The sequence below is a fragment of the Mesorhizobium sp. M7A.F.Ca.ET.027.02.1.1 genome (assembly GCF_004022985.1).
Taxonomy (GTDB): Bacteria; Pseudomonadota; Alphaproteobacteria; order Rhizobiales; family Rhizobiaceae; genus Mesorhizobium.
Map to the genome: position 1 here is coordinate 24,928 of NZ_RZOL01000008.1, position 23,705 is coordinate 48,632.

22 protein-coding genes are annotated in these 23,705 nt (G+C 61.7%); 4 read left to right on the forward strand and 18 right to left on the reverse strand.

Annotated elements, in window-relative coordinates:
* Positions 1 to 6: 6 nt before the first annotated feature.
* From EN749_RS02330 to EN749_RS02355, 6 genes are read right to left on the reverse strand one after another with little or no spacing between them, the layout of a single operon-like run.
* On the reverse strand, positions 7 to 939 hold the full coding sequence (locus EN749_RS02330; protein WP_127380957.1) for a beta-xylosidase: 933 nt from the start codon (positions 937 to 939) through the stop codon (positions 7 to 9).
* Positions 932 to 1,693, reverse strand: a complete 762-nt coding sequence (locus EN749_RS02335) for a TIGR04290 family methyltransferase (RefSeq protein ID WP_127326439.1) — start codon at positions 1,691 to 1,693, stop codon at positions 932 to 934. The genes EN749_RS02330 and EN749_RS02335 overlap by 8 nt, the downstream gene beginning before the upstream one ends.
* A gap of 2 nt (positions 1,694 to 1,695) precedes the next feature.
* Positions 1,696 to 2,499 carry a sugar phosphate nucleotidyltransferase gene (locus EN749_RS02340; protein ID WP_128362488.1) on the reverse strand — a complete coding sequence of 268 codons (804 nt, stop codon included), beginning with the start codon at positions 2,497 to 2,499 and terminating at the stop codon, positions 1,696 to 1,698.
* The gene (locus EN749_RS02345) at positions 2,499 to 3,599 is read right to left on the reverse strand and encodes a glycosyltransferase (protein WP_127398006.1); all 1,101 of its coding nucleotides are present in this window, start codon (positions 3,597 to 3,599) and stop codon (positions 2,499 to 2,501) included. The genes EN749_RS02340 and EN749_RS02345 overlap by 1 nt, the downstream gene beginning before the upstream one ends.
* A 14-nt stretch (positions 3,600 to 3,613) precedes the next feature.
* A complete protein-coding gene (locus tag EN749_RS02350) occupies positions 3,614 to 4,210 on the reverse strand; it encodes a histidine phosphatase family protein (RefSeq protein WP_127320166.1) in 597 nt (198 codons plus the stop codon).
* Positions 4,207 to 5,310: an inositol-3-phosphate synthase gene (locus EN749_RS02355; RefSeq protein ID WP_127809658.1), complete on the reverse strand. Its 1,104-nt coding sequence runs from the start codon at positions 5,308 to 5,310 to the stop codon at positions 4,207 to 4,209. The genes EN749_RS02350 and EN749_RS02355 overlap by 4 nt, the downstream gene beginning before the upstream one ends.
* 14 nt (positions 5,311 to 5,324) lie before the next feature.
* Between EN749_RS02355 and EN749_RS02360 the strand changes: the two genes are divergently transcribed.
* Complete coding sequence (locus EN749_RS02360; RefSeq protein ID WP_245491233.1) at positions 5,325 to 7,208, forward strand: hypothetical protein; 1,884 nt, start codon at positions 5,325 to 5,327, stop codon at positions 7,206 to 7,208.
* Between the two features lie 9 nt (positions 7,209 to 7,217).
* Here EN749_RS02360 and EN749_RS02365 read toward each other — a convergent pair whose 3' ends face one another.
* The 9 genes from EN749_RS02365 to EN749_RS02405 form a co-directional block, all read right to left on the reverse strand.
* A complete protein-coding gene (locus EN749_RS02365; RefSeq protein WP_128362490.1) occupies positions 7,218 to 7,403 on the reverse strand; it encodes a hypothetical protein in 186 nt (61 codons plus the stop codon).
* A 94-nt stretch (positions 7,404 to 7,497) separates the two neighbouring features.
* The gene (locus EN749_RS02370) at positions 7,498 to 8,544 is read right to left on the reverse strand and encodes a UDP-glucuronic acid decarboxylase family protein (RefSeq protein ID WP_027036338.1); all 1,047 of its coding nucleotides are present in this window, start codon (positions 8,542 to 8,544) and stop codon (positions 7,498 to 7,500) included.
* A gap of 23 nt (positions 8,545 to 8,567) precedes the next feature.
* The gene (locus EN749_RS02375; protein ID WP_128362491.1) at positions 8,568 to 9,671 is read right to left on the reverse strand and encodes a glycosyltransferase; all 1,104 of its coding nucleotides are present in this window, start codon (positions 9,669 to 9,671) and stop codon (positions 8,568 to 8,570) included.
* Positions 9,668 to 10,762, reverse strand: coding sequence for a glycosyltransferase (locus tag EN749_RS02380; RefSeq protein WP_128362492.1), 1,095 nt, complete (start codon positions 10,760 to 10,762; stop codon positions 9,668 to 9,670). Before EN749_RS02380 ends, EN749_RS02375 begins: the two co-directional genes overlap by 4 nt.
* On the reverse strand, positions 10,759 to 11,889 hold the full coding sequence (locus tag EN749_RS02385; protein WP_128362493.1) for a glycosyltransferase: 1,131 nt from the start codon (positions 11,887 to 11,889) through the stop codon (positions 10,759 to 10,761). The genes EN749_RS02380 and EN749_RS02385 overlap by 4 nt, the downstream gene beginning before the upstream one ends.
* Before the next feature lie 2 nt (positions 11,890 to 11,891).
* The gene (locus tag EN749_RS02390) at positions 11,892 to 12,992 is read right to left on the reverse strand and encodes a glycosyltransferase family 4 protein (RefSeq protein WP_128362494.1); all 1,101 of its coding nucleotides are present in this window, start codon (positions 12,990 to 12,992) and stop codon (positions 11,892 to 11,894) included.
* Positions 12,977 to 14,269 (reverse strand): TIGR04295 family B12-binding domain-containing radical SAM protein, encoded by a 1,293-nt coding sequence (locus tag EN749_RS02395; protein WP_128362495.1) that lies wholly within the window; start codon positions 14,267 to 14,269, stop codon positions 12,977 to 12,979. Before EN749_RS02395 ends, EN749_RS02390 begins: the two co-directional genes overlap by 16 nt.
* Positions 14,266 to 15,339, reverse strand: coding sequence for an NAD-dependent epimerase/dehydratase family protein (locus tag EN749_RS02400; RefSeq protein ID WP_127809663.1), 1,074 nt, complete (start codon positions 15,337 to 15,339; stop codon positions 14,266 to 14,268). The genes EN749_RS02395 and EN749_RS02400 overlap by 4 nt, the downstream gene beginning before the upstream one ends.
* Positions 15,336 to 16,442, reverse strand: coding sequence for an SDR family NAD(P)-dependent oxidoreductase (locus tag EN749_RS02405; RefSeq protein ID WP_127809664.1), 1,107 nt, complete (start codon positions 16,440 to 16,442; stop codon positions 15,336 to 15,338). The genes EN749_RS02400 and EN749_RS02405 overlap by 4 nt, the downstream gene beginning before the upstream one ends.
* Before the next feature lie 208 nt (positions 16,443 to 16,650).
* Between EN749_RS02405 and EN749_RS02410 the strand changes: the two genes are divergently transcribed.
* Entirely contained in the window at positions 16,651 to 16,923 is a 273-nt protein-coding gene (locus tag EN749_RS02410; protein WP_023809470.1) for a hypothetical protein, read from the forward strand.
* Between the two features lie 119 nt (positions 16,924 to 17,042).
* Here the strand turns inward: EN749_RS02410 and EN749_RS02415 are convergent, their stop codons facing one another.
* Positions 17,043 to 17,636 (reverse strand): response regulator, encoded by a 594-nt coding sequence (locus EN749_RS02415; RefSeq protein WP_164873962.1) that lies wholly within the window; start codon positions 17,634 to 17,636, stop codon positions 17,043 to 17,045.
* Positions 17,637 to 17,970: 334 nt separating this feature from the next.
* Here EN749_RS02415 and EN749_RS02420 point away from each other — a divergent pair, with 334 nt between their 5' ends.
* Together EN749_RS02420 and EN749_RS02425 are read left to right on the forward strand one after the other, a co-directional pair.
* A complete protein-coding gene (locus EN749_RS02420; RefSeq protein WP_128362496.1) occupies positions 17,971 to 21,081 on the forward strand; it encodes a CheR family methyltransferase in 3,111 nt (1,036 codons plus the stop codon).
* A 23-nt stretch (positions 21,082 to 21,104) separates the two neighbouring features.
* On the forward strand, positions 21,105 to 21,458 hold the full coding sequence (locus EN749_RS02425) for a response regulator (protein WP_245482750.1): 354 nt from the start codon (positions 21,105 to 21,107) through the stop codon (positions 21,456 to 21,458).
* A 424-nt stretch (positions 21,459 to 21,882) separates the two neighbouring features.
* On the opposite strand, the gene EN749_RS02430 is transcribed toward EN749_RS02425, so the two are convergent.
* Both EN749_RS02430 and EN749_RS02435 read right to left on the reverse strand, forming a co-directional pair.
* Positions 21,883 to 23,061 carry a zinc-dependent alcohol dehydrogenase gene (locus EN749_RS02430; RefSeq protein ID WP_127809666.1) on the reverse strand — a complete coding sequence of 393 codons (1,179 nt, stop codon included), beginning with the start codon at positions 23,059 to 23,061 and terminating at the stop codon, positions 21,883 to 21,885.
* A 64-nt stretch (positions 23,062 to 23,125) separates the two neighbouring features.
* A partial coding sequence (locus EN749_RS02435) for an SDR family NAD(P)-dependent oxidoreductase (protein ID WP_128362497.1) occupies positions 23,126 to 23,705 on the reverse strand: 580 nt, incomplete at its 5' end.

Genomic DNA, 23,705 nt, shown 5'->3' on the forward strand with positions numbered 1-23,705 from the left:
GACATTTCACGCGGCCGAGGCCCGCTGCGTGGGGAGCGAGGCGGATGTCATGCCAGGCGCATAGCGGCGGATCATGGTTGAACAGAATTCAGCGAACTCCTCCGGCACCAGGGGCGGGCTGGTGTGGTGGGGCATCATTCCGCGGTGCTGAGGTGTGAAGCAGAAGGTGACCGTCACATCGAAATCGGCGAGTGCTTCCATCTGCCGGTCGAACCAGTCCAGCGCATTCGGCCGAAAACTGTCCGCCCAGGAAAGCCCGGTACGCATATTGGTGACACCCAGCCGCTTCATCCAGGCGACGGCATCGTCCAGCCGCGGGTCTTCGAAATGAAACCACTGCACCAGGCCCATTGCGGGTGTATGGCGCAGGAATTCCTCCAGCGCGGGCTTTGGCGTGCCGTCCTGGCGTAGCAGCCCCATATGGAAATGCCGGTAATAAGAGGAGCCCTCGGCTTCGCGGTGACGCGTCGTTGCTTCCCATTCACGCGGAAGATCGTAGAGGCTGTACCATTGGATGCGTGGCGCATTGCCGAGCAGCAATTCAGCTGTGCGCTTGAGCCCCCAGACTTGGATTTCCTCGGCGCCGAAGGTCGATACGCCGACTTCGCTGACCCAGATGGGAAGATCGGTGACGGTCGCGATCTCGCCGATCTTCTGCGGCCATTCCTGGATCTGCCACAGATTCCAGTCGAGGGGAAAGCCGTGCACGGCGACGGCATCGACATGATCCAGCACGCCGAATTCCTTCATGCGGGTGATGAACCCCGGATCTATCGGCGAGATGCCACCGAGCACTTTGGTCAAAGCCGGGTTTTCAGATGCGATTGCGTCCGCCGCCAGGATTGCCATCCTGGCGAAGCGGCTCCAATCTGGATCGAGCTCGGGATCCCAATGCGATTTGTTGTTGGGCTCGTTCCAGATCATCGCGGCTTCAATCATGGCGCTGTCCTTTCGAGGGGTAGACGGGACCCCCACTGGCCGCGCCGCCGGCGGCGCGGCAGAAATAGACCTCCTGCTCCGGATGCAGGACGATTTCAAAGCCGGCGCTGCGCAGCATCGCTTCGGTGCAGGCGCGGTTGGGTATCCACCAGTTGGTCGGGTCATCGGCATAGCGGTGCTCGATGAAATGGAGCTTGGGAAATTCCGGCCGGTCGAACAGGTCATGCGTCCAGAAATGATAGTTCTCTTCCATCTCGGGCAGATCTGTGCTGCCGCGCTGCATGGACTGGAAGATCATCAGGTCACCGGCGACGTGCTCACGGATAAGGTCGAGCGCGAGCAAGGGGTGGCGCAGGTGATAAAGCACCCCCATGAACAGCACGACATCGAACGTTTCACTCAGGGCGCCGACGTCGTAGACCGAAAGTTTCTGGAATTCGATCTCGCAATCGGCGATCTCGGCGGCAAAGCGGGCCTGCGCCAGATAGGCCTCATCGAAATCGATGCCGAGGACACGGGCAGCACCTCGCCGTTTCATCTCGATGGAATAGAAACCGGCATTGCAACCAATATCCAACACCGTCTTGCCTGTCAGATCGGCGGGAATGGCCTCGGCGAATTTGCGCCATTTGATCAGCGGATAATTGCCGAGAAAATGGTTGGGAGCGGTTTCGACACCCGCCAGTTCCATGTTGTGGAACCACGGTCCGAGAGCATCGATACGGCGGCGGATTTCGGCATGGGAATGCAGCATGATCAGGCTCCTTCGCCGGGAACGACAGGCACATGCGAACGGGCACCTGGCATAATCGTGGCGGGTTGGTGATGGACGGGTGCGGCGCCGTCCTCGAGCAGCCGCAGGGCCGTGCGATAGCCGTTGAAAGTGCCGACATCGACATAGGCGGACCCAGCCTTGACGCCGGAGGCTTGACCTCCGGCCGCAAGGTAGGCGTTGACCAACGTGCCGATATATTCGTCACGGCATTCCCGTTCACGCCAGAGTGCCGCAAGCTGATGCAGGATCGACCCCGGCATCTTGAACGCACCCCAAACCCAGTTCGTGGCGGCGTCCTGTTGCTTGACCTGGATTTCGATCACGCGCTCGTGGTCATCGACAACGACGGCGTCGAAGAATTCGGGACGATCCACCGGGAAGAGCAGAAATGAAAGCTGATCGTCAGGCAAATGACAGAAGCCGTCCTCGGGAAACCAGATCGTGTCGGGAAGGCCGACCAGGACGACCTCATCGGACGCGACGAGAGGCGCTGCCCGAAAAATCGCATCGCAAAGTCCAACGGGAATGGGCTGCACCACGAAGAGAGCCGCGGCCTCACCATAGCCGGCAGCGTAATATTCGAGGATGTCGGATTTGCCCGATCCAATGATGAAACAGATCTTGTCGACGCCAGCGTGCACCATCCGCCGCACCAGATACTCGCTCACGGCGCAGGGACGCTCGGTCTGTCCATCGATCCGGCTGCCGACCGGCAGCAGCTCTTTCGAGAAGCCGAGCGGTTGAATGCGGCTGCCGCGCCCGGCAGCGGGCACAATGCCCAACATCAGACTGCTTCCATCATCGGTTCGCCGGGAGATCTTTGAAAGGCGTCGTTTAGAATCTGGTCCAGCTCCGCCGCGCGCCGGCCAGAAGTGTGTTCGTCGAGAACCCGTTGGCGCGCACGGGTTTTGATAGCATCGAGTTCTCCTGCGGGTAAGGCGAGCGCCGCGACCACGTCATCGGTGTCGTGGGCCAGCAGGATCTCGCTGCCGGGTTCGAAGAAGCTGCTTAGGCCCGGCCATGTGTCGGTTACGATAGGCACTCCACATGCCGCTGCTTCGAACAACCGGCCCGAAGGGCACCAGCCCTTTTGCGCCATCGCCTCGCGGGTCACATTCAGTGTCAGACGAGAGGATGAGAAAAACGCCGGGTGATCGGCCGGCGGAAGGTGCCTGACGAAGAAGATGTTGTCGCTCCACGGGAATTCCTGCGGATATTGTGCGCCGCCGATGATGAAGCGCTGGTCCGCCAAGCGCGCAGCTGGGCGAACCAGCAGATTCTCGACGGCCGCCTGGCGATCGGGCGCGTAGGTTCCGAGATAGGAGAGATCGGCCTTGAACTCGGCCCGCGGCGTAGCCGGCCGGTGTTGATCCGGATCGACATGCCCATAGAGCGGCACCACGTGACGCGCGCCCAGAACCGCCTTCAGCGCGTCGACCGCCGAGCCGCCTGTGTAGCTCAGGACGAGGTCGAAATCGGCAAGACCCTCGGGGCCGAAATAGGGTGGACGCTCACCTTGTTCGATGCGGGCAAGCGTGACCGGAGTGTCCAGATCGTAGAAGACCCGCAGTCCGCGCCCTGCCTGCTGCGCCAGCCGCGAGGCGTCCACGGCATCGGGACAATAAGAGGTGACGATAACGACATCCGATCGTTTGATCGTTTGCTCCGCGACCCGGCGGATATCCTCCCAGTCCGGATAGAGCACGATGTTGCCGCCGTCCAGATGATCAACATCGCGCGTTCCGGCATAGTAGGGTGTGTCGCGTTCGAAGAAGGTGATGGACCAGCCGCGCCGGGCGAGGGCTCTGATCAGTCCCCTCCATAAGGTGGCATGGCCGTTACCCCATGAAGACGTGACGGTAAGACCGAAAATGACCATCTGCATCCGGCAAATCCTCGTCAGGCAACTTCGTTCAATCGGATCAGCTTCGCCCCCCAGTCGCCCGACACGATCGTGGTGATCGAGGCGGGATCGATGTCGAAGCGAAAGCAGTCGCCGGCCGGCAAGCCAAGGACTTTGCAAACGGCGGCCTTGATCACATCGGCGTGGCTGACCAGGGCGACACACTGATTCTGATGCTGCTCGTGGACAGCGTTCATCACCGCGACGACGCGCTGCTGGACATCCAGCATGGTTTCGCCGTTTGGTGTCCTGGCCTCCTGCCGCTGGTCGTTCCAGGCTCGCCAGCCGGCGTTGCCGCTCAACTCATCGAAGGTCTTTCCCGACCAGTCGCCGAAGTCGATCTCGTCGAGTTCGGCACAGATCGCGATTTCCCCGACGCCGCAGGCGAGCGCGATTGGCAGGGCCGTCTCCCGGGTCCGCTCGCGCGGGCTGCACAAGATCGCTGCAATCGGCTCCCGGGCCATGCGGCAGCCAAGCTGCGTTGCCTGCGCCTTACCAGCATCCCCGAGGCAAACGCCGTCCATACGGCCTGCCAGATAGGAGCCGACATTGTCGTGTGCCGCATGGCGGATCAGAAAGAAGGTCGTCGTCATTCCGCGGCATCGAGCAAAGGCTCGTCCTTGCCGGCGATGAACGCAAGCGTGCGCTGCCGCGCTTCGGCGTCGGTGAACTGTTCGGGAGGCGACTTCATGAAATAACTGCAGGGACCGGTCAGCGCTCCGGCCATGCCGCGATCGAGCGCCAGTTTGGCGCAGCGTACCGCATCGATCACCACGCCGGCCGAGTTGGGCGAATCCCAGACTTCCAGCTTGAGCTCGGCGTTGAGCGGCACGCCGCCGAAAGTCGTGCCTTCCACCCTTATATAGGCCCACTTGCGATCGGTCAGCCACGGTACGTGGTCGCTGGGCCCAACGTGGATATTGCCTGGCTCCAGGGGAACATCGAACTGGCTGGCCACGGACTGTGTCTTCGAGATTTTCTTCGATTCCAGCCGCTCGCGTTCCAGCATGTTGAGAAAATCGGTGTTGCCGCCGAAATTCAGCTGATAGGTGCGGTCGATGCGTACGCCGCGTTCGCGGAAGAGATTGGCCAGCAGCCGGTGCACGATGGTCGCGCCGACCTGGCTCTTGATATCGTCGCCGACCAGCGGCAGTCCTCGCTGCTCAAAGCGCCGGCGCCATTCCGGGCGTGAGGCGATGAAAACTGGTATGCAATTGACGAAGGCGCAGCCGGCCTCGAGCGCGCATTCGGCATAGAAGCAAGTTGCCTCCTCAGAACCCACCGGCAGGTAGGAAACCAGCACGTCAGCGTTGCTGTCGCGCAGGATCTCGCTGACATTGGCTACGGGATCCGGAGCTTCTTCAATCTCGTCGCGCAGATATTTACCGATCCCGTCCAACGTCGGCCCGCGCTCGACGCGAACGCCGGTTGTCAGCGCGTCGGCGAAGCGGAACGTGTTGTTCGGGGCGGCGTAGATCGCTTCCGCGACGTCGCGGCCAACCTTGCTCCTGGCGACATCGAATGCGCAGACAATCTCAATGTCGTCGACATGATAGCCGCCTAGGTCGGCATGCATCAGCCCAGGGATTGGTTCGTTGCTTTTCGCGTGACGATAAAAGGAGAGGCCCTGCACCAGGGAGGATGCGCAGTTGCCGACCCCAACGATACCAACACGAACCTTTTTCGATCCCACGAAACCGCCACCCTATGTTGTTCAAAGGTAAGTTCCTGGCGCCGAACCATCAGCGTGCCGGAATGTTCCTCCGCCCATCGAAAAATTGCGCGAGACTGCATGGATCGAAGCTGCATTCGATGCGTTGCCGCACGGCAACATTGGAAAACCGATCGATGATCGTCTACGGCGACCACAGGCAGACCGAGAGCGCAGAGCAGCTTCGGGAAGCAGCAAACGAAATGGCCGAAAGCCTGGATCGGATGTCTCATGGCGTCCAACGCCATGCTGCATTGGTCGGACTATTCATCAGCGTGTCGGAGCTGGTTCAGGCGCTTGCCGATGTCGATTTCCAAACCAGCGGCATCGACATCTTTTCGCCGCGACAACAGCAAGGCGCCAGGTTGTTGGTCGGACTTGCGGCAGAGGTGGCGAAGTCGTGGCAAAGCGGTTTCGGCGTCGGCGGTGGCATCGATCCGGGACTTCTCAAACAGCTGGCCGGGCTCGACTGCAAGGCCGAGGTTGTGACCGGCTCTGCCGAGGGTTATGCGCACTATGCGCTTTATCCCGAAAGCTATTTGGACACGGCGCAGAAGTCGGGTCTCGATGCGAACACATGTGTGATCGGCGTCCGCAGCATCGGCCTCGGGCTGGCAGCTATGGTGGCGGCCTCGATTGGTGCGCCGGCACCGTTCAGCGTTCGCCCGATCGGCCATCCCTTCCGCAGGTGTATCAACGCCGATCCGCAGTCGATCGCCACTTGGATGAACAATCCGTCGGCGCGTTTCGCCGTTGTCGACGAGGGTCCTGGCCTGTCCGGCAGTTCGATGCATGCCGTTATCATGTGGCTGCGTGAACTGGGTATCGATACGGACCGCATTCACCTGTTTCCCAGCCATTCAGGCGGCCCGGGCATCGAAGCGTCGCGGGAGGCTCGGGAGACATGGTCGCGCTGTCCGAAGCATGTGGCGACGGCGTTTGAATGCACCTTCTCCGAAAGCTCGAAAATTCCCACGTTGCGCGATTGGGTGGCCGAGGCGGTCGGCAGGCCGGAATTAGGCCTGACCGAGCTATCTGGCGGCGAGTGGCGGGCCGCCCACTACGCCGACGAAGGGCGCTGGCCGCCGAGCCCTCGCGGTACCGAGCGGCGTAAATTCCTGGCGTCCGCCGGGCGTGACCGCTGGCTCGTCAAATTCGCGGGCCTCGGCGAAACCGGACGGCGCAAGAAACGAACCGCGACGATGTTGCATGAAGCCGAGTTCGGATCGCAAGTTGTCGCGCTTTGCCATGGCTTTCTGGTTGAACGGTGGATTGACGGCACCACGATGGATCAGGCGCCGCTACCCAGGGAAAGACTGATCGCGGAGTTCACAAATTACCTGGCCTGGCGTGCGCTCAATCTTCGAACTTGCGAACCGGGTGCATCATTGCTTGCACTCGCGGAGATGGCTGTTTCCAATACGTCGGAAGCCTTGGGCGAAAAACGCGCGGCAGCCTTGCGCGGTTGGCTCTCGAAACAGGCCCCCGCGAGCGGACTGCAGCGCGTTGAAATCGATGGAAAGCTCCAACCATGGGAGTTTCTCGTTCGCGCCGACGGCAGGGTGCTTAAGACAGATGCCGTCGACCATTGCCGGGCACACGATTTGATCGGCTGCCAGCCAATAGAGTGGGACATTGCCGGCGCCCGTGTCGAGTACGGGCTATCCGACAGCGATGTGAGGACCCTGGTCCAAGGAATGAAGCTTGCCATCGACAACTGCCACATCGGCTTTTTCGAACCGTGCTATTTGGCATTCCAGCTCGGGCTCTGGAGCACGGCTGCGCAATCCGAAAATGGCCGGGAAAAAGCAAGGCTCGCCGCGACGGCAGACCGATATAGGATGCGACTGATAGGATTCCTGGACGAATGCCTGATATGATCGTTCCGATCAGTCCAGCCTTCGCAGCATGTCTGCTTCCTTCTCGAGAATAGCGGCCACTTCCTCGCGCTGCAGATGCGTCATCATCAAGCTGACGCAGCACTCGAGATAGGTGATCGAGGCGCGCCGCAGATAGGCAGCCGTCTCGCGTTCGGCCATCTGGTCGATATCCCTCGCGGGTCGCTTGGGTTGCATGAGGATGATCCTCCGTATCGGTTCCTCCCGCCAAACCACAAGCTTGGGCGGATGTTCCGCGCGATCTCGGGAAAGATTCGGCGGCCGTCTCGCATCACGCCGGAAGGTTCTGCAGCCCGCCGGATGCCGGCCTCGCTCTTTTGGCAAAGCCTGTCATCTGATCGCCGATGCGACTGCCTTCGAGCGCCGCGAAATAATCGATCGTCAGCTTGAGCCCTTCGTTGAGGGGCACCTTCGGTGTCCAGCCGAGCAGCGCTTTTGCACGCGAAATATCGGGCTGCCTGCGCCGAGGATCGTCTTGCGGCAGCGGCAGAAATCTCAGATCCGATTTGGTGCCGGTCATCGCCTTCACCAGCGCCGCCAGTCGCACGATGGTGAATTCTCCGGGATTGCCCAGATTGACCGGCTTGCCCGGATTGGGATCGATATCCATCAGTCGCCTCAATCCATCGATCTGATCGGAGACATAGCAGAAGGACCGCGTTTGCAAGCCGTCGCCGAAGATCGTCAGAGGACGTTTTTCTAACGCTTGCATGATCAGGTTTGAGACGATGCGGCCATCCGCCGGATCCATTCTCGGACCGTAGGTGTTGAAGATGCGCGCGACGCGCACGTCGGCTTTGCCGGCTCTAAGATAGTCGAAGCAAAGCGTTTCGGCAGTGCGCTTGCCCTCGTCGTAGCAGGCGCGCGGGCCTGTGCAGTTCACATGGCCAACATAGTCCTCCCTCTGGGGATGTTGCTCCGGATCGCCATACACTTCGCTCGTCGAGGCCTGTAGCAGCCGCGCGTCATATCGGACAGCGAGTTCGAGCAGGTTGAGCGTGCCGATCACGCAGGTTCGCGTGGTGTGTATCGGGTCGGCCTGGTAACGCGGCGGCGAGGCAGCGCATGCCAGGTTGTAGATGCGATCCACGGGCTCGCCGAGATCCAATGGCCGGCAGATGTCCTGCTCGATCAATCGGAAACCCGGCTGATCCATGATCGAGATGATGTTTTCCATGCGCCCAGTCAGGAAATTGTCGGCGCAGATCACGCGCCAGCCGTCGCGGAGCAATGCTTCGCAAAGATGCGAACCGAGGAATCCCGCACCGCCGGCAACAAGCACTGCCTTTGCCCTTTGCGCGTTTCTTTTTTGTCGCATCGTCGTTTTCTCCTGTATGCCGGTCATGCTGCGCTTCCGATGTCGAAATTGAGGGCCGCCGCCCTTGGCTGTGTCAACGCCGTCACGAATTCGCGGGCTCTGGCCGCACCGGTGTGGGATGCGAGGACGCGTTCGCGGGCCCGGCGGGCCATGGCGAGGCGTGTGCGCTCGGACTCGCCGAAGAGGATTTCGATGACATCGTCCGTTTCCCCGGCGTTGTGGATCGCCGATGCGGGAAAGAAGCTGTCGAGCCCTGGCCAGCGATCGCTGATGATGGGCGTGCCGCAAGCAGCCGCTTCGAACAGGCGCACACTGGGTGACCATCCGGCAGCGATCATGGAACTGCGTGTGACGTTCAGCGTGTAACGCTGACGGCTGTAGAACGCGGCATGATCGGCCGGTGGCAAATGTTCGATGCGTTCGACATTGTCCGGCCAGGTCATGTCGGATGGGTATTGCGAGCCGGCTACGACGAAACGGCGGTCCGGCATACGCCGTGCTGGTTCGAGCAGCAGCGCGTTCAGCGTTGCCTGCCGGTCGGCACTGTAGGTGCCGAGATAGCCGAGATCCCAGCGGATCGGATCGCCGGTCCGGTGGTGCCGTTCCGGGTCGACCGAGCAGTAGAGCGGTTCGGCGCGGCGCGCGCCGAACTCCTCCACCAGACGGCCAAGCATCGGCCCGCCGGTGAACGAGAAGTAGACATCAAAATACGGAATCTGCCGCCAGCTCAGGTAATCGCAATCATCGGCTGAAAGCTGCGCCACGGTTACCGGCGTGTCGATGTCGTAGAAGCAGAAGCGCCCTTTGCAAAATGAAGCGACGATGTCGATGACCACGCGCCCTTCCGGCACGAAGGAGCCCATGACGACAATGTCGGCCTGCTCCAGGCACCGGGCGTAGTCGCGTTGCAACTCCGCAGTGGTTTCGTAGTAGCGCAAGGTGCAGAAATCCGGATCTCGCAGATCGCGGTGGTTGGCGTACCACGGCACGTCTCGCTCCAGAAAGGTCACGCGGTGGCCGAGTTCGTGCAGACCTTTCAGCAGGCCTCGAAACGTCGTGGCGTGGCCGTTTCCCCAGGACGAGGACAGCGACAGGCCGAGAAAGACGATGTCCAATTGCTTGGTCATTCCGCTGCCTCCACGGTCCCCTGCTCGAAATGACGTTTGAAGACGGCATCGGCCACGTCCGCCCGCAGCGCGTAGGTATGGTCGGCCAGCACGCGGCAAAGTGCGGCCTGACCGATTGCCTTCGCCCGACTGGAGGTCAGCGAGCGCATGATCTCGGCGACATCGCCGCCGTCCCGTGCCACCAGGATCTCCTCGTCTGGTTTCAGGAACAGTTCCACGCCCAGCCATGCGTCGGTGATGAGGCAGGCACCGGCGCCGGCCGCCTCGAAGACACGCGTGGCCGGTGAAAAACCGTTTACGGCCATGCTGTCGCGACTGATGTTCAGCACGGCCTTGGGAGTGACGTTGAAAGCATTATGATCGCGGGTGCCAACGTGACCGAGCCAGCCGACATTGGCGGGAAGCGGCTTGTCCCCCCAGCCCGATCCACCGAGCAGAAAGCGCTGTTTCGGCAGCTGGCTTGCGGGATCGAGGAAGAATGCTTCGACACGCGCCTCACGATCCGGCAGCCGGTTGCCGAGGAACGCCAGATCGCAAGCGAAACGGGCATTGCTGGCGACCGGGTGATGCGTTTGGGGATCGAGCGCATTGTAGATCGGCACGCATTCGTTCGCCCCCATGGCACGGTAGGCCCAGACGACGGGGTCGCCGCCGCCATAGGTCAGCACAAGGTCGATTTCTTGCAGGGCGCCATGGAGCGGATGGTCCGGTTCGTCGCGAAGCTGGGCAAGGGTTGCCGGAGCGTCCACGTCCCAGAATACCACCAGCGCGTCGCTGCGGGCATGGTCGAGGATGGCGCGCAGCAGCGCCTCGTCCTCGAAACCGACGCCACTCGCCTTGATGACGATGTCGGCGCTGGCGGCGCGTGCCGCGACCTGCATCAACGCGTGCTGGGTCGCTTCATAGACGACCACAGTGCACCAGTCAGGGGCCTCGATGTCGCGGTTCTTCTGCCGGTCGTAGACGTCGGGCTCATAGAAGGTGATTTCGTAGCCCAATTGGGCAAGCGCCTTCAGCAAGCCGCGATAGTAGGTCGCGGCACCGTTCCAGTAGGACGACAAGAGGCTCGATCCATAGAATGCCATCTTCATGCGGCGGCTTCCTTTGCGGTGGTCTTGTTGATGGTATGTTCGGTGGTGCATTCCATGAGCACGCCGAACAACTCGTCGACGCGGTGCTGGCAGGTGTGCCGCGAGCGGATGGTCTCGAGACCCGAAGTCACCAGGGAAGCCGCGAAATCCGCATCGGCCAACACCGCCCGCAGGTGTTGCCGCATTTGCGAGCCATTGTGGGCGAACAGGAAGTCGACGCCGGGTCTGAACAGCTGCTCGACATCGGACCATGGTGCTGAAATCAGCGGAATGCCGCAGGCGAGTGCCTCGAACATGCGGATCGTCGGAATTCCAGGCAAACCCTCACGATAGGGGCGCCGCGGGATGTGGACGGTGACACGATGCGCGGCGAACGCCTTCGGCACGTCGGCATTGGCGATCCATCCGTCATAGCGCAGTCCGGCGGTGGCCAGATCCGCAAGTGCGGGCTTGGGGTAGCGTACTCCGTGCACGGTGGCATCGAGACCGAGATCGTGTACCGGCTCAATTAGAAACTCCTTGAGTTCGGCGGTCCTCTCATCGTCGCCCCAGTTTCCAATCCAGACCAGATCGGACGTGGAGTGGATCTCCGGGTGTGGCTTGAACAGGCGATCGTCCGCGGCTTCATGCCAAGTGAAGACGCGCTTGCCCCAGCCGGCGCGCAGATAGCTCTCGCGCAAGGCCTCGCCAAAGGCGAGAACGCCGTCATAGTGCTCCAACCGCAGCGCCGAGATTGCCTCGGTCGCCGATACCGCCCGGTGGTGGGTGTCATGAAACAGAAGGATGAAGTTGCCGCCAGCGGCCCTGGCACGGCCGATGCGTGCGACAAGCTCCGGATCCGTCCACTCATGAACGATCACAACGTCGGCCTCAGCGATCCAGGCCTCGTGATCGAACCCGGCATCGTAGGTCACCGGCATCAGTTCTGGGAAATCCTTGCGGAAGCGTTCGATGGCGAAGGATCCCTTCTCAGCCAGCAGGTTCGAACGGCTCCAGCTGTCGGACGGCTCCAGCGCGACCGCCTGGTGCCGGCGCGCGACCAGTTCCCGCATGATACCGCGCAGGAAATGGGCATTGCCGTGGTTCCAGTCGGAAACGACCGAGTGGGTGTAGAACAGAAAGCGCATGGTCAGCGCCCCGCCATGGCCTGGGCCGCCTTGTCGTAGACGCCTCGCATGGCCGCCGCTTGCCTGGCCAGTGTAAACCGGCGGCTTCGTCGCATGGCTGCCTGACCGAGCTCTCGCCTGAGCTCGGCATCGCTGGAGAGACGATTGAGGCAGGCAGCGAGGTCGTGGGGATTGCGCGCGTCAAAGAACATCGCGGCCCCATCCCATAGTTCGCGATAGGTTGCGATGTCGGAAAGCACCAGGGGCGTCGCCGACATGGCAGCTTCCAGCGCGGCCAGACCGAATGGCTCATAGATTGATGGCGACACGAAAATGCCGGCGCGCGCCATCAAGGAGCGCACCTCGTGAGACGGCAGTGCTCCCAGAGGAACAGCATAGCTGAAGCTGGTACGCCCGCCGTTGGGACCGTGCATCGAACCGGCGGCAAAAACGGGCCATTGCGTCAGCGACGCGGCCTGGTCGATCACCGCCGCATTCTTGCCCTCGTCCCACCAGCGGGCAGCGGCGAAGACGAGCGGTTGGCGCTTTTCGGTCTTCGGCACCGGACTTGCACTATTTCCGACCACACTCAGACGCGCGATCGGGCCATAGCAGGTCTCAAGCATGTCGGCATGGCTGCGGCTCGGCACGATGACTGCGTCGGCCCGATCCAAGCCGCGCCTGTTGCGCTCCTTCTGCCAGGCCCATGCGCCATCCACCGCCTGTTTCCTGACGGCGTGGAACCATGTCGTCACGCAGGAATGGGAGACCACCACGGCTGGGCATGGCGCATCGAATCCCGATGCCTGCGTCGGCGCGTTGAAATGGACTAGGTCGATGGCGTGGTCGCGCATGGGCGCAAGCAATTCCCGCGGCAGCGCGTCGAGGTCGCCGCCGCTGCTGGTCATCCAATCCGGCGGCGTATTCAACCAGATCAGCGTCGTGAAAGCCTCCGCCTCCTCGGCCTGCTGCCTTGACGGTTGCGGACCGAGGCCGGCAAGCACCACGCTGTCGCCGCCGTTCACAAGTTCCCCTGCCAGATCAAGGGCATAGCGCCATACGCCGCCCACGGCATCGACGGTCATCAGGATGCGCCGCGAGCGCGGCGTCAGTGTCCGCAACATGTCGCCTCCAGTTCCGCCAGCGGCCGCGGCCGCCTCTCCTGGATGTCACTGAATTTCTGGAAAGATGCGAGGTAGTGGTCATGGGCGCGTTCCCAAGCAAGGTCGTCGGGTTCGCCCCAAAGCTCGCGGTAGCTGGGCGAACTCGGATACGGATAAAGCGGCACAGGTTCGTTAGCCCATACGCCGTGGTCGATCAGGTGGGTTCGCCAGTGCTCGACCAGGGCGGGATCATCCTCGACCACGCCGATCAGATTGGCCTGAACGAATGGAACGTGACGTCTGGCATCGACGAGCAGCGCGGCGAGTTCCTCGGTACCCAGCCGGCAGCGCTTGGCCAGCATTGCCCGACCTTCGACGGTCAGGCTTTCGAGACCGGCCTCGATGGAGACGCAGCCTGCGGCGCCCAGCAATTCCAGTAGCTCGGGCTTCCACAGATCGATGCGGGTCTGTACGCCGAATTTCACATCGCGATCGACCAAGGCTTCCAGCAACGCTTTTTGCGGCAGGAAGATCTCGTCGATGAAGTAGATGTAGCCGACACCTTGGGCAATCAGCCGATCGATCTCCGCTACCACCGCTTCGTGGTTTCGACGGCGATAGGCATCACGGAAATCGATCTTGGCGCAGAAACTGCAGTTATAGGGACAGCCGCGCGATGCCTCGACTTCCGCACCGAACCCCACCTGATTGTCATCGAACCTGTGATGGTGGTGCGAATGGGCTGCGATCCAGTCCGCTGGCCATTCGAGTGGCGGATGATCGACAAACGAGCTGGCGTGGACGCCTCCGTTCGAAACCACCCTGGCATCCCGCAGATAAGCGGTTGAGGGCACGGCGCTCCAATCGTCGCGCCGGGCAAGTTGCTCGACGACTTCTTCACATTCGCCGCGCACGACGGTGTCGACGCCGAGCTTGCGCAAGGTCGGCGCGGGCGTCGCCGAGCCGTGCGGCCCGACCGCGACCGTGCGTCCACCGCGCCCGGCGAGACGGTTGAGGAAATCGGCCGGCACACGCAATTCCGGCGGTGCGCAGCGCCAGAACAGATAGGTCGGGGCGGTACTGACGACGGTCATAGCCGGGGCGAAATCAGCCACCCGCTCGCAGAGACCGGAATTGTCGAGCTTCTGCAACTGCCCATCCAGCATCAGCACCTCATGTCCGGCGGCTTCGAGCAGGGCCTTCGAATAGCCGAGTTCCAGCGGCAGATGCGGTTGGCGGCAGCCGAAATAAATGCTGTCGTCATACGTCCAGGACGGGTTCACCAGGGCGATTTTCATGCAACGTACCTCACGGCTTCAGGGCGAGGCTCGAGCCGATGGCGCTGCAGCCAGTCGGCGAGGTCGCGGATGCCTTCGCGCCATGAAACATGGGCCATCCACCCAAGCGCGGTTTTGATCTTGCGGGTGTCGGCGACGAAGAAGGGCTGGTCGCCGGTGCGTTCCCCATCATGGCGAATCGAGAGCTCAAGGCCGGTCAGGCTACGGATCTCGCTCAACAGCCTGCGCAGGCTGACCGCATTTTCCGGGCCGCCGCCAAGATTGAATGCCTGGCCTTTGGTGGTCTCGATGCGATCGAGCACGGCCCTGTAGGCGGCGACGGCATCGGAGACATGCAGGATATCGCGCACTTGCCTGCCGTCGCCGTAAATGGTGATTGGGCGTCGCGTCAGCGCGCTGAGCAGGAAGTGTGCGACCCAGCCCTGGTCCTCGGTTCCGAACTGGCGCGGTCCATAGATGCAGCTCATCCGCAGCACCGCCGTCGGCATGCCGTAAGATTTGGCATAGTCGAGCACATACTGATCCGCCGCGCCTTTGGAGCAACCGTAGGGCGTGCAGAAGTCCAGGCCCCGAGCCTCATCGATGCCGTGCGCTTGGATGACGCTGTCGCAAGGCACATAGCGATCGCCGTCCTCGCGGACCGCGACGTCAGGCAGGCTGCCATAGACCTTGTTGGTGCTGGCGAAGATCACCGGGATACGCTCGCCGCTCAGTCGTGCCGCCTCCAGAACGTTGAACGTTCCCCGAAGGTTGATGTCGAAATCCTCGCCCGGCTGGACCAGGCTTGTGGTGACGGCGGTTTGCGCGGCCAGATGGAAAATTGCCTTCGAAACCATCAAGACAGGCGCCAGGGCGTTGGCGTCTCGCACGTCGATCGTCTCCACCGTGAGGCGACCGCCGTGTTTTTGCGCCAGCCATTCAAGGTTCTGCTCGACGCCCGGACGGCTGAGATTGTCGATCACCAGTACCGGCTCGCCATCCGACAACAGGCTGTCGGCGAGGTTCGATCCTATGAAGCCGCTGCCGCCGATGATGGCGACCGGCGCGTCGCGTCGATTGCGTGTGTTCATGAGACCAACCCGCGTTCTTCGAGCTCGCGCTTCATGTCGGCGCCGCGGTCGACGGCGGACGTGTTACGCACCCAGGAAACGAACTCGCCGAGCGAATTCTCCAGTTGCCGCACCGGCTCGAAACCGAGCAACTCACGGGCCTTGGAAATATCGGCGAAGCAGTTGCGGATGTCGCCGGAGCGGGCTTTGCCGAGCAGTTCCGGCGAGCGATTCGGTGTCCCCATGGCCTCGGCCAGCAATCGCGCGACTTCGCTGATCGCATAGGCGCGGCCGCTGCCGATGTTGATGACATGACCCTTTGCCTGGCGTTGCTGCAGAGCAAGGCGAAAGGCGCGGGCGACGTCCTGCACATGGACGAAATCGCGCTTCTGTTCGCCATCCTCGAAGATCATTGGCCGTTGGCCGTTGGCGAGACGCGAAGCGAAGTTGGCCAGCACGCCGGTATAGGGATTCGACAACGCCTGGCCGGCGCCGAAGACATTGAACAGGCGCAGCGCGACCGCATCGATGCCATAGGCCTCGCCGAAGATCAGCACGGCGCGTTCCTGGGCGTATTTTGTCAGCGCATAGATGGAGGCGAGATCGACCGGCTTTTCTTCGTCCGTCGGCAGCGGCGAGAGGGCGTCTCCACCTGGCGACAGCGGGTTCCATTGCCCGCTCCTGATGTCGCTCGCCTTGCGCCGAGCATTGTCGATACGCCGGCCGTCTGGCGTTGCATAGAGCCCTTCGCCATAGACGCTCATCGACGAGGCGACGACGATCCGTTCGACCGGGTGTTTGATCAGCGCCTCGAGCAGCGTTGCGGTGCCGAGATCGTTGGCGCCGACATAGCGCGCGATCTCATACATCGATTGCCCGACGCCGACTTCCGCCGCCAGATGAATGACCGCGTCAACGCCTTCCAGCGCATTGGCGACCGCCTCCCGGTCCCGGACATCGCCCTTGATCAGCTCGGTCCCGGCGGGAAGCGCGACGGCTTCGCCCGCATGCACCTGCTCCAGCAAGGCATCGAGGATGCGAACCGAATAATCCTGCTCGACGAGTTCCTGTGCGACATGCCGGCCGATGAAGCCGCAGCCTCCTGTAACCAATATGCGTTTCACGACGACTCCTCAGACAAGCAACCTCGGCGCCCCGAACTTTTCGGCAAAAGGTTTGTTCCCTTTGCTTCAACAAAGTTCCTTTGGCCGGCTTCGTTGGGAGCCGGCGCCGCGATCACCGCGCTGTGCTGGAACATTGACGCCCTTGTGCTGTTAGGACGCCCGACAGCCCGCGCGTCCCATGTGGCAACGCCGATCAAAGGAGATTTCAATGTCTCAGTCGCAAACGACCACCAACCATGACGAAATTCGCAAATGGGCCGAGGAGCGGGACGGCCGGCCGGCGGTGGTGCGCACCAAAGGCGAGGGCGGTATACTGCGGATCGACTTCGGCGAGCCCGAGGAAGCATTCGAGCCCATCGAATGGGACGAGTTCTTCCGGATATTCGACGAGAATGATCTGGCCTTTCTGTATCAGGCCAAGACCGGTGAGGGGAAAGCCAGCCGTTTCAACAAATTCGTCGAGCGCAATCAGAAGGGCTGATGACGCCGGTCAAGCGGCCTATCTGTACGGCCAAGTTTTCGAGATGTGGTGAACGATGTGGTGAACAATGACGGCCCCGCGGCTTGGAACTTCAGCCTGAGAGGCCTTGGAAGGTAAAATTAATGCATCAGTTTTGCGCCGCGGGTTTTCGCCATCTCTCGCATGATGCCGTTGAGCCAGTTTTCAGTGGATTGACCAAGCTGTCTGCGGTCGACATCCAGGATCGCTTGCTCGAGCGTCCTCTCGACGAGCCGATCCGATGCGTCGACGTCTCCCAGCAAAAGGCGCGCCGCAAGTCGCAGTTTGGGCAAAAGCGCGAAGACGTCGTCGGACGGGTCCGGTCCGGGGGTCGCCCGTCCCGATGCCGGCGGGGGAAAGAGTGCGTTGAACACCGCCTGGCTGCCCGAGGATTTCCGCAAATTGCTGGCGTAGCGGAGATGATCGGGAATGGCGATGTCGTCATCGCCACTGAAGAACACGAAGGGGACACCCCGGCGCATCAACTCATCGGCGATTGGAAACACGCGTCGGCCATTGAGATTGACGTCGAGAATTGCAGCTTCGGCCGTCCCGGTGTGTTTGGAAGCCTGTTCGACGGTCGCTGCGGGACCAAGGATTATGGCGCCCATATTGCTGAAAAACCGCGCAAGATCTCCCGCCATCGTCCATTCGTCTTCGACTATCAGAATATGCAGCCCCCGCAGGTCGCGCACGTCGTCATCCTTTCTTGGAACGGAGGTTAGAATGCAGCGGATTTGCTTTCCGAATTCTGTCATCCAAGGCCGCCTGCAACCGTTTCGCAAGCGTCAGCATGCGATCCGGGACGGGCCCCGCATGGGAAGCTTCGAGCGATCCAGGCGCTCCTGATACCACCGGCGTCGGGAGTTTTATGTCAGCAGATCGTTTTGCCATTGAACCACCATTGATATCGGGTTCAACGTCATCCCTGACGTCTTGTTCCATCCGTCTTGCGCGCTATATGGTTGTGTCCTGTTCGATCCGGCCTTGAGGAGACTTCATGTCGGGTCGGCGAAAGGGGGACATGCCGTGACTGCCCGATCGACTAGATTTCCCATCGTGGGCATAGGCGCGTCCGCGGGCGGCATTCCCGCGATGGAGGGCCTTTTCAAGGGCGTGACCGGCCAGCCCGGCATGGCGTTCGTCATCATCACGCATCTCAGCCCCAACAGGGAGAGTCTGTTGCATGAGGTTGTCAGCCGCTACACCGAGATGCCTGTTTCGGTGGTCGAGGATGGCACGGTGGTTCAACCTGACCACGTCTATGTGATGCCGCAAAACGTGACATTGGCCATTGAATCGGGGGTGCTGCACCTGCGTCGGCCCAATGGGCTTACCCAGGAGCGCAAGCCCATCGATATCTTCTTCAGCGCACTGGGTGAAGACCAGGGCGAATATGCCGTCGGCGTTATCCTGTCGGGCGGTGATTCCGATGGAACCTTGGGCGCCAAGGCCATCAAGGAGCGGGGCGGGTTTATCGTCGCGCAAGCGCCGGACGGCTACGGGCCGCGCAATCCCGACATGCCGCAGAGCGCTATTGCCAGTGGGCTCGTCGATGTCGCAGTGACTGCCGAGGAGATCGGGGCGAAGCTGGAGGCTTTCGCCCGCGGCTTCGACACGCTGGACGGGTTGGCGGAAGACGATGGCGATGAAACGCCCGACATCGACAAGGTGCGAGAACAAATCTACGCCATTCTGCGCAGCCACTCCGGCCATGACTTCTCGGGCTATAAGACCAAGACGTTCCTGCGCCGCGTGAAGCGACGCATGCAGATCGCCCAGGTCCATTCCATCAGCGGCTATATAGACTGGCTGAAAAAGGATGCTCGCGAGGTGATGAACCTTTTTCGCGATTTGCTGATCAATGTCACCAACTTCTTTCGCGACCCCGATGCCTTCGAGTTGCTCGAGCGAAAAATCGTACCACAACTGTTCGAAGGCAAGACAGCCAGCGACACTGTCCGGGTCTGGGTTCCCGGATGCGCCACGGGCGAGGAGGTGTTCTCCATCGGCATGCTGCTGCGCGAACACATGGAGACGCTTACGGTCGTTCCGCGCGTCCAGATATTCGCCACCGACATAGACGAGCCGGCGCTGGCGGTGGCGCGGGCGGCACGCTATCCGGAAGCCTTGCTGCAAGGTCTTTCTCCCGAACGCAAACAGCGGTTTTTCAACGGCGATGGCGAAAGCTATGTCCTCAGCAATGAGATACGCGAACTGTGCATCTTCTCGCCGCACAGCGTCATTCGCGATCCACCCTTCTCGCGCATGGACTTGGTCTCCTGCCGCAATCTGCTGATCTATTTCGGCCCGATCATCCAAAGCCGCGTCATCCCTGTCTTCCATTATGCGCTGAAGCCGGGCGGTTACCTTTTCCTCGGCACCTCAGAAAGCGTCGGGCAGCACGACGATCTGTTCGCCACCATCGACAAGAAACATCGCATCTTCCAGGCGCGGGAGCATGCCTCACCGCACATCAGACTGCCGGCCCTGCTCGGGGAGAGCCATTCCAACCTCTTCCCATCGGAAAGCGCCGGCTCGAAGAAGGGACTTGTCGGCTATCCCATGCGGCAGGCGGTCGAGGCGCAGGTGCTGGAACGATTCGCGCCGCCGCATGTCCTGGTCAACGCCGACGGCGATGTCGTCTATTATTCGGCCAGAACCGGCAGATATCTCGAAGCGTCACAAGGGATTCCCAGCCGGCAGTTGCTGACGATGGCAAGGCGTGGGCTGCGGCTGGACCTCCGCGCCGCACTGCGCGAAGCGACGACCACACGCCGCACAGTGGTGCGGGAAAACCTGACCGTGGAGGAAGACGACGAACGGGTCCAGCCGATCAGGCTGACGATCGAGCCCCTCGCCGAACGCGGCAATGGCGAGCCGCTTTATCTCGTCCTGTTCGAACCGTCGGGGCCGACCCAGGCCCGGTCCAACGAAGGTGGCGGCAGCCGTGACAGTGACACCACCGCCGATCTCGAGAGGGAACTGCGCGACACCAGAGAGCGCCTGCAATCGACGATCGAGGAATACGAGACCGCGCTGGAGGAGGTCAAATCGTCGAACGAGGAACTCGTCTCCGTCAATGAGGAGGCGCAATCCACCAATGAGGAACTCGAAGCCTCGAAGGAGGAGATGCAGTCGCTCAACGAGGAGCTCAACACGATCAACGCCGAGTTGACGGCCAAGATAGAAGAGCTCGACCACGCCAACGGCGATCTGCGCAACCTGTTCGAAAGCACCGACATCGCGACTATTTTCCTCGACCGCAGCCTTGTAGTCCGCACCTTCACGCCGGCGGCGTCATCCTTCTTCAGCCTGCGCCCCTCCGATGTCGGCCGGCCGCTGACGGATCTGTCGAGCCAACTCGACTATCCCGAGTTGAAGCAGCACATCGACAAGGTGTTCGAGACGGGCGAGATCCTGAATCACCATCTGGCACGCGATGCCAGGGGCCTGTTCCACATGGTCCGCATCAATCCCTATCGCGACAAGGGAAACAGGATCCAGGGCGTGGTGGTGACACTTGTCGATGTCACCACGCTGGCACAGGCGGAAGAGCATCAACAGGTGCTCATCTCGGAACTCAACCACCGGGTCAAGAACATGCTTGCGGTGATCGCCAGCATTGCAAGCCGCACGCGGGAAAGTTCTGATACGAAGGAGGAGTTCGCGGACGCGCTGATCGGTCGCCTGCATGCCATGTCGCGGGCCTACGGCCTGCTGACCCGGGAGAGATGGAAGGAAGCCTCGGTCAGGGAATTGCTCCAGCAGGAGCTCGAACCATTCGGCATCGAGCGGATCGAACTCGATGGCGAGGATGTCAAACTAGGTCCGCAACAGGGGCTTTCCCTGAGTATGGCCATTCATGAACTGGCCACCAACGCGGCCAAGTACGGCGCTTTGTCAAAAACCGATGGCAAGGTCAGTGTGCAATGGTCGATCGAGGACGACAGTTTCACATTTGGCTGGCGAGAAAAGGACGGCCCTCTTGTCAAGGCGCCGTTGGAGAACGGCTTTGGCCTGACCCTGCTGCAGGGAGAAATCGGTTACAGGCTCGGCGGCAATGTCGAGACCGTGTTCCACAAGGACGGCCTCAGTGTCCAGATCGCGTTTCCAGCAAACCACAAGGAGGCGCCGTGAGCGACGACAGGCCGCGCGTTCTGGTGGTCGAGGACGAATGGCTGATCGCCGAAGACATCGCGTCACGCCTGCGTGCGGCGGGTTATCCGGTGATCGGCCCGGTCTCGTCGGCCGCCGCGGCTCGTCAGCTTATCGATGCAGGCAAAGCCGACGTGGCGCTGCTGGACATTCAATTGAACGGTGAAACAAGTCTGCCCGTGGCCGAAACATTGCTGGCTCGCGGCATCCCCTTCGCCTTCATGACCGGATTTGGGCCGCGCGACGTTCCCACACCCTTCCGAAACTGCAAATTCGTGCCGAAGCCGGCAGGCGACGCTGCACTTCTCAACACCCTGGCCGACCTGGCATCGCTTCGTCCCGACAAACACTCGCTGTGATTTCAAGAGGCCGGTTTCGATCAGTCCAGGGGCTTGTCCGTCGGCCTAGGCGTGGTGCTCGCCTGACGCGGCCGCCCCGCGTTTCGATTGGCAACCGGATTGTTCAGCGGCGGAGCCGATGGCCGGGACGTGCCGGCGGTTTTCGGCGTCAGCGGCTTGGCACCGGCATCCGTGTCACTGGCGTCCCGTCTCGGGTGCGGCAGAGCATCGGGGTTTGGCGACCGGACGCTGGGTTTCGATGTGGAATTCTCATTGCTCATGGCGATAGCTTCCTTCGCAGCGGGCGGGCACGACAGTCTCGTCGCCCTGAGTTTATTCTGCGGGTCAACCGCCGCCACGGTCGAAAGTTCCAGGTTCCTCGGCGTCGGTGCTATCCTTGGCGGGGAATCCGCGCAAGGTGGACCCCGTGCAAGATGCCGACATCTCAGCCATGCGGTCGCATTACCACCTTGATGCAGCCATCCTGCTTGTCACGGAACGTCTTGTAGAGGTCTGGTCCCGCTTCGAGGTCTGCCCGGTGCGTGATCACGAAGGAGGGATCGATGTCGCCCTTCTGCACCATGGCCAGGAGCGGTTCGAGATAGCGTTGAGTGTGCGTCTGACCCATCCGGAAGGTCAGGCCCTTGTTCATGGCGGCGCCGAACGGGATATGGTCGACGAGGCCGATATAGACGCCGGGGACCGAGATGGTGCCGCCTTTGCGGCACGAGTAGATTGCTTCGCGCAGCACATGCGGTCGGTCGGTGCCGAGGTAGACCGCGGCCTTGACCTTGTCGAGCATGGAGTCCGCACTGGCGCCGGGATCGGACTCCGTACCGACACAGTCTATGCAGCGATCCGGACCGCGGCCATCGGTCATCGCCATCAAGGCGTCGTAGATATCGGAGTTGCTGAAGTCGAGCGTCTCGGCCTTGCCGTGCTCGCGCGCCATCGCCAGCCGCTCCGGCACCTTGTCTATAGCAATGACGCGGCCGGCGCCGAGCATCCATGCGCTCTGGATGGCGAACTGGCCGACCGGACCGCAGCCCCATATAGCGACGGTATCGCCTGGCTCGATGCCGGCATTTTCGGCCGCCATATAGCCGGTTGGGAAGATGTCGGAGAGGAACAGCACCTGTTCGTCGTCCATTCCGTCCGGCACCTTTATCGGACCGACATCGGCGAAGGGCACGCGCAGATATTCGGCTTGCCCTCCCCAATAGCCGCCGACCAGATGCGAATAGCCGAACAGGCCAGCCGGGGATTGTCCCATCACTTCGGCAGCCTGCTTGGCATTGGGATTGGACCTGTCGCAAAGCGAGAACAGCCCCTTCTGGCAAAACCAGCACTCGCCGCATGAGATGTTGAAAGGCACCACGATGCGGTCGCCCTTTCTAAATTTCGAATGGCCGCTGCCGACTTCGACGACCTCGCCCATCGTCTCGTGTCCGAGCACATCGCCAGATTCCATGGTCGGCATATATCCGTTCATCAGATGCAGGTCCGAGCCGCATATAGCGCAACAGGTGACTTTGATGATGACGTCGCGATCATCCTCGATGGCGGGATCAGCCACCTGATCGCATCGAATGTCGCCTTTGCCGTGCCATGTGAGCGCTTTCATGATGGTGCTCCTGTCTTGGAAGAAGATCGCCGGACTTTTTTGGGGTTGGCGTGAAGGCCGAAGGTCAGTCTTTGGACGCCGAACCCGGCTCGGCCATCTTGCGGTGCTGTTCGGCCAGCGTGCCTGCCGGCGTCACATGCGCTGCGGCGACCTGCAGCTTGTTCTTCCAACCGCTGATGACCTGTTCCTCACCGTCCATCATCGCCTCGTAGCCGGCCTCGGCGACATCGGCGGGATTGTCCTTCTCGTCGGTGCCGACCTTGGTATCCATCATTTCGGCGCGTTCGAAGAACCGCGTCTGCGTTGCCCCGGGCATCAGCACGGAGACTGTGACTCCTGTGTCCCGCAATTCATGACGCAGTGCGATCGAGAAGGAGTCGATGAATGCCTTGGTGCCGTTGTAGACCGCCTGGAAAGTGCCGGGCATGAAACCAGCGATCGATCCTGTGAAGAGGATGCGGCCTCGGCCGCGGCGTGCCATCCTGGCTCCGAGTTGATGCGCGAGATAGACGGTCCCGGTGATGTTGGTGTCGATGATGCGGCGGACTTTTTTCCAATCCTGATCGACGAAACCACGGCCGAGCCCACGTCCGGCATTCAGGAACAACAGGTCGACATCGCGATCGCCGATCCCGGCGATCAAA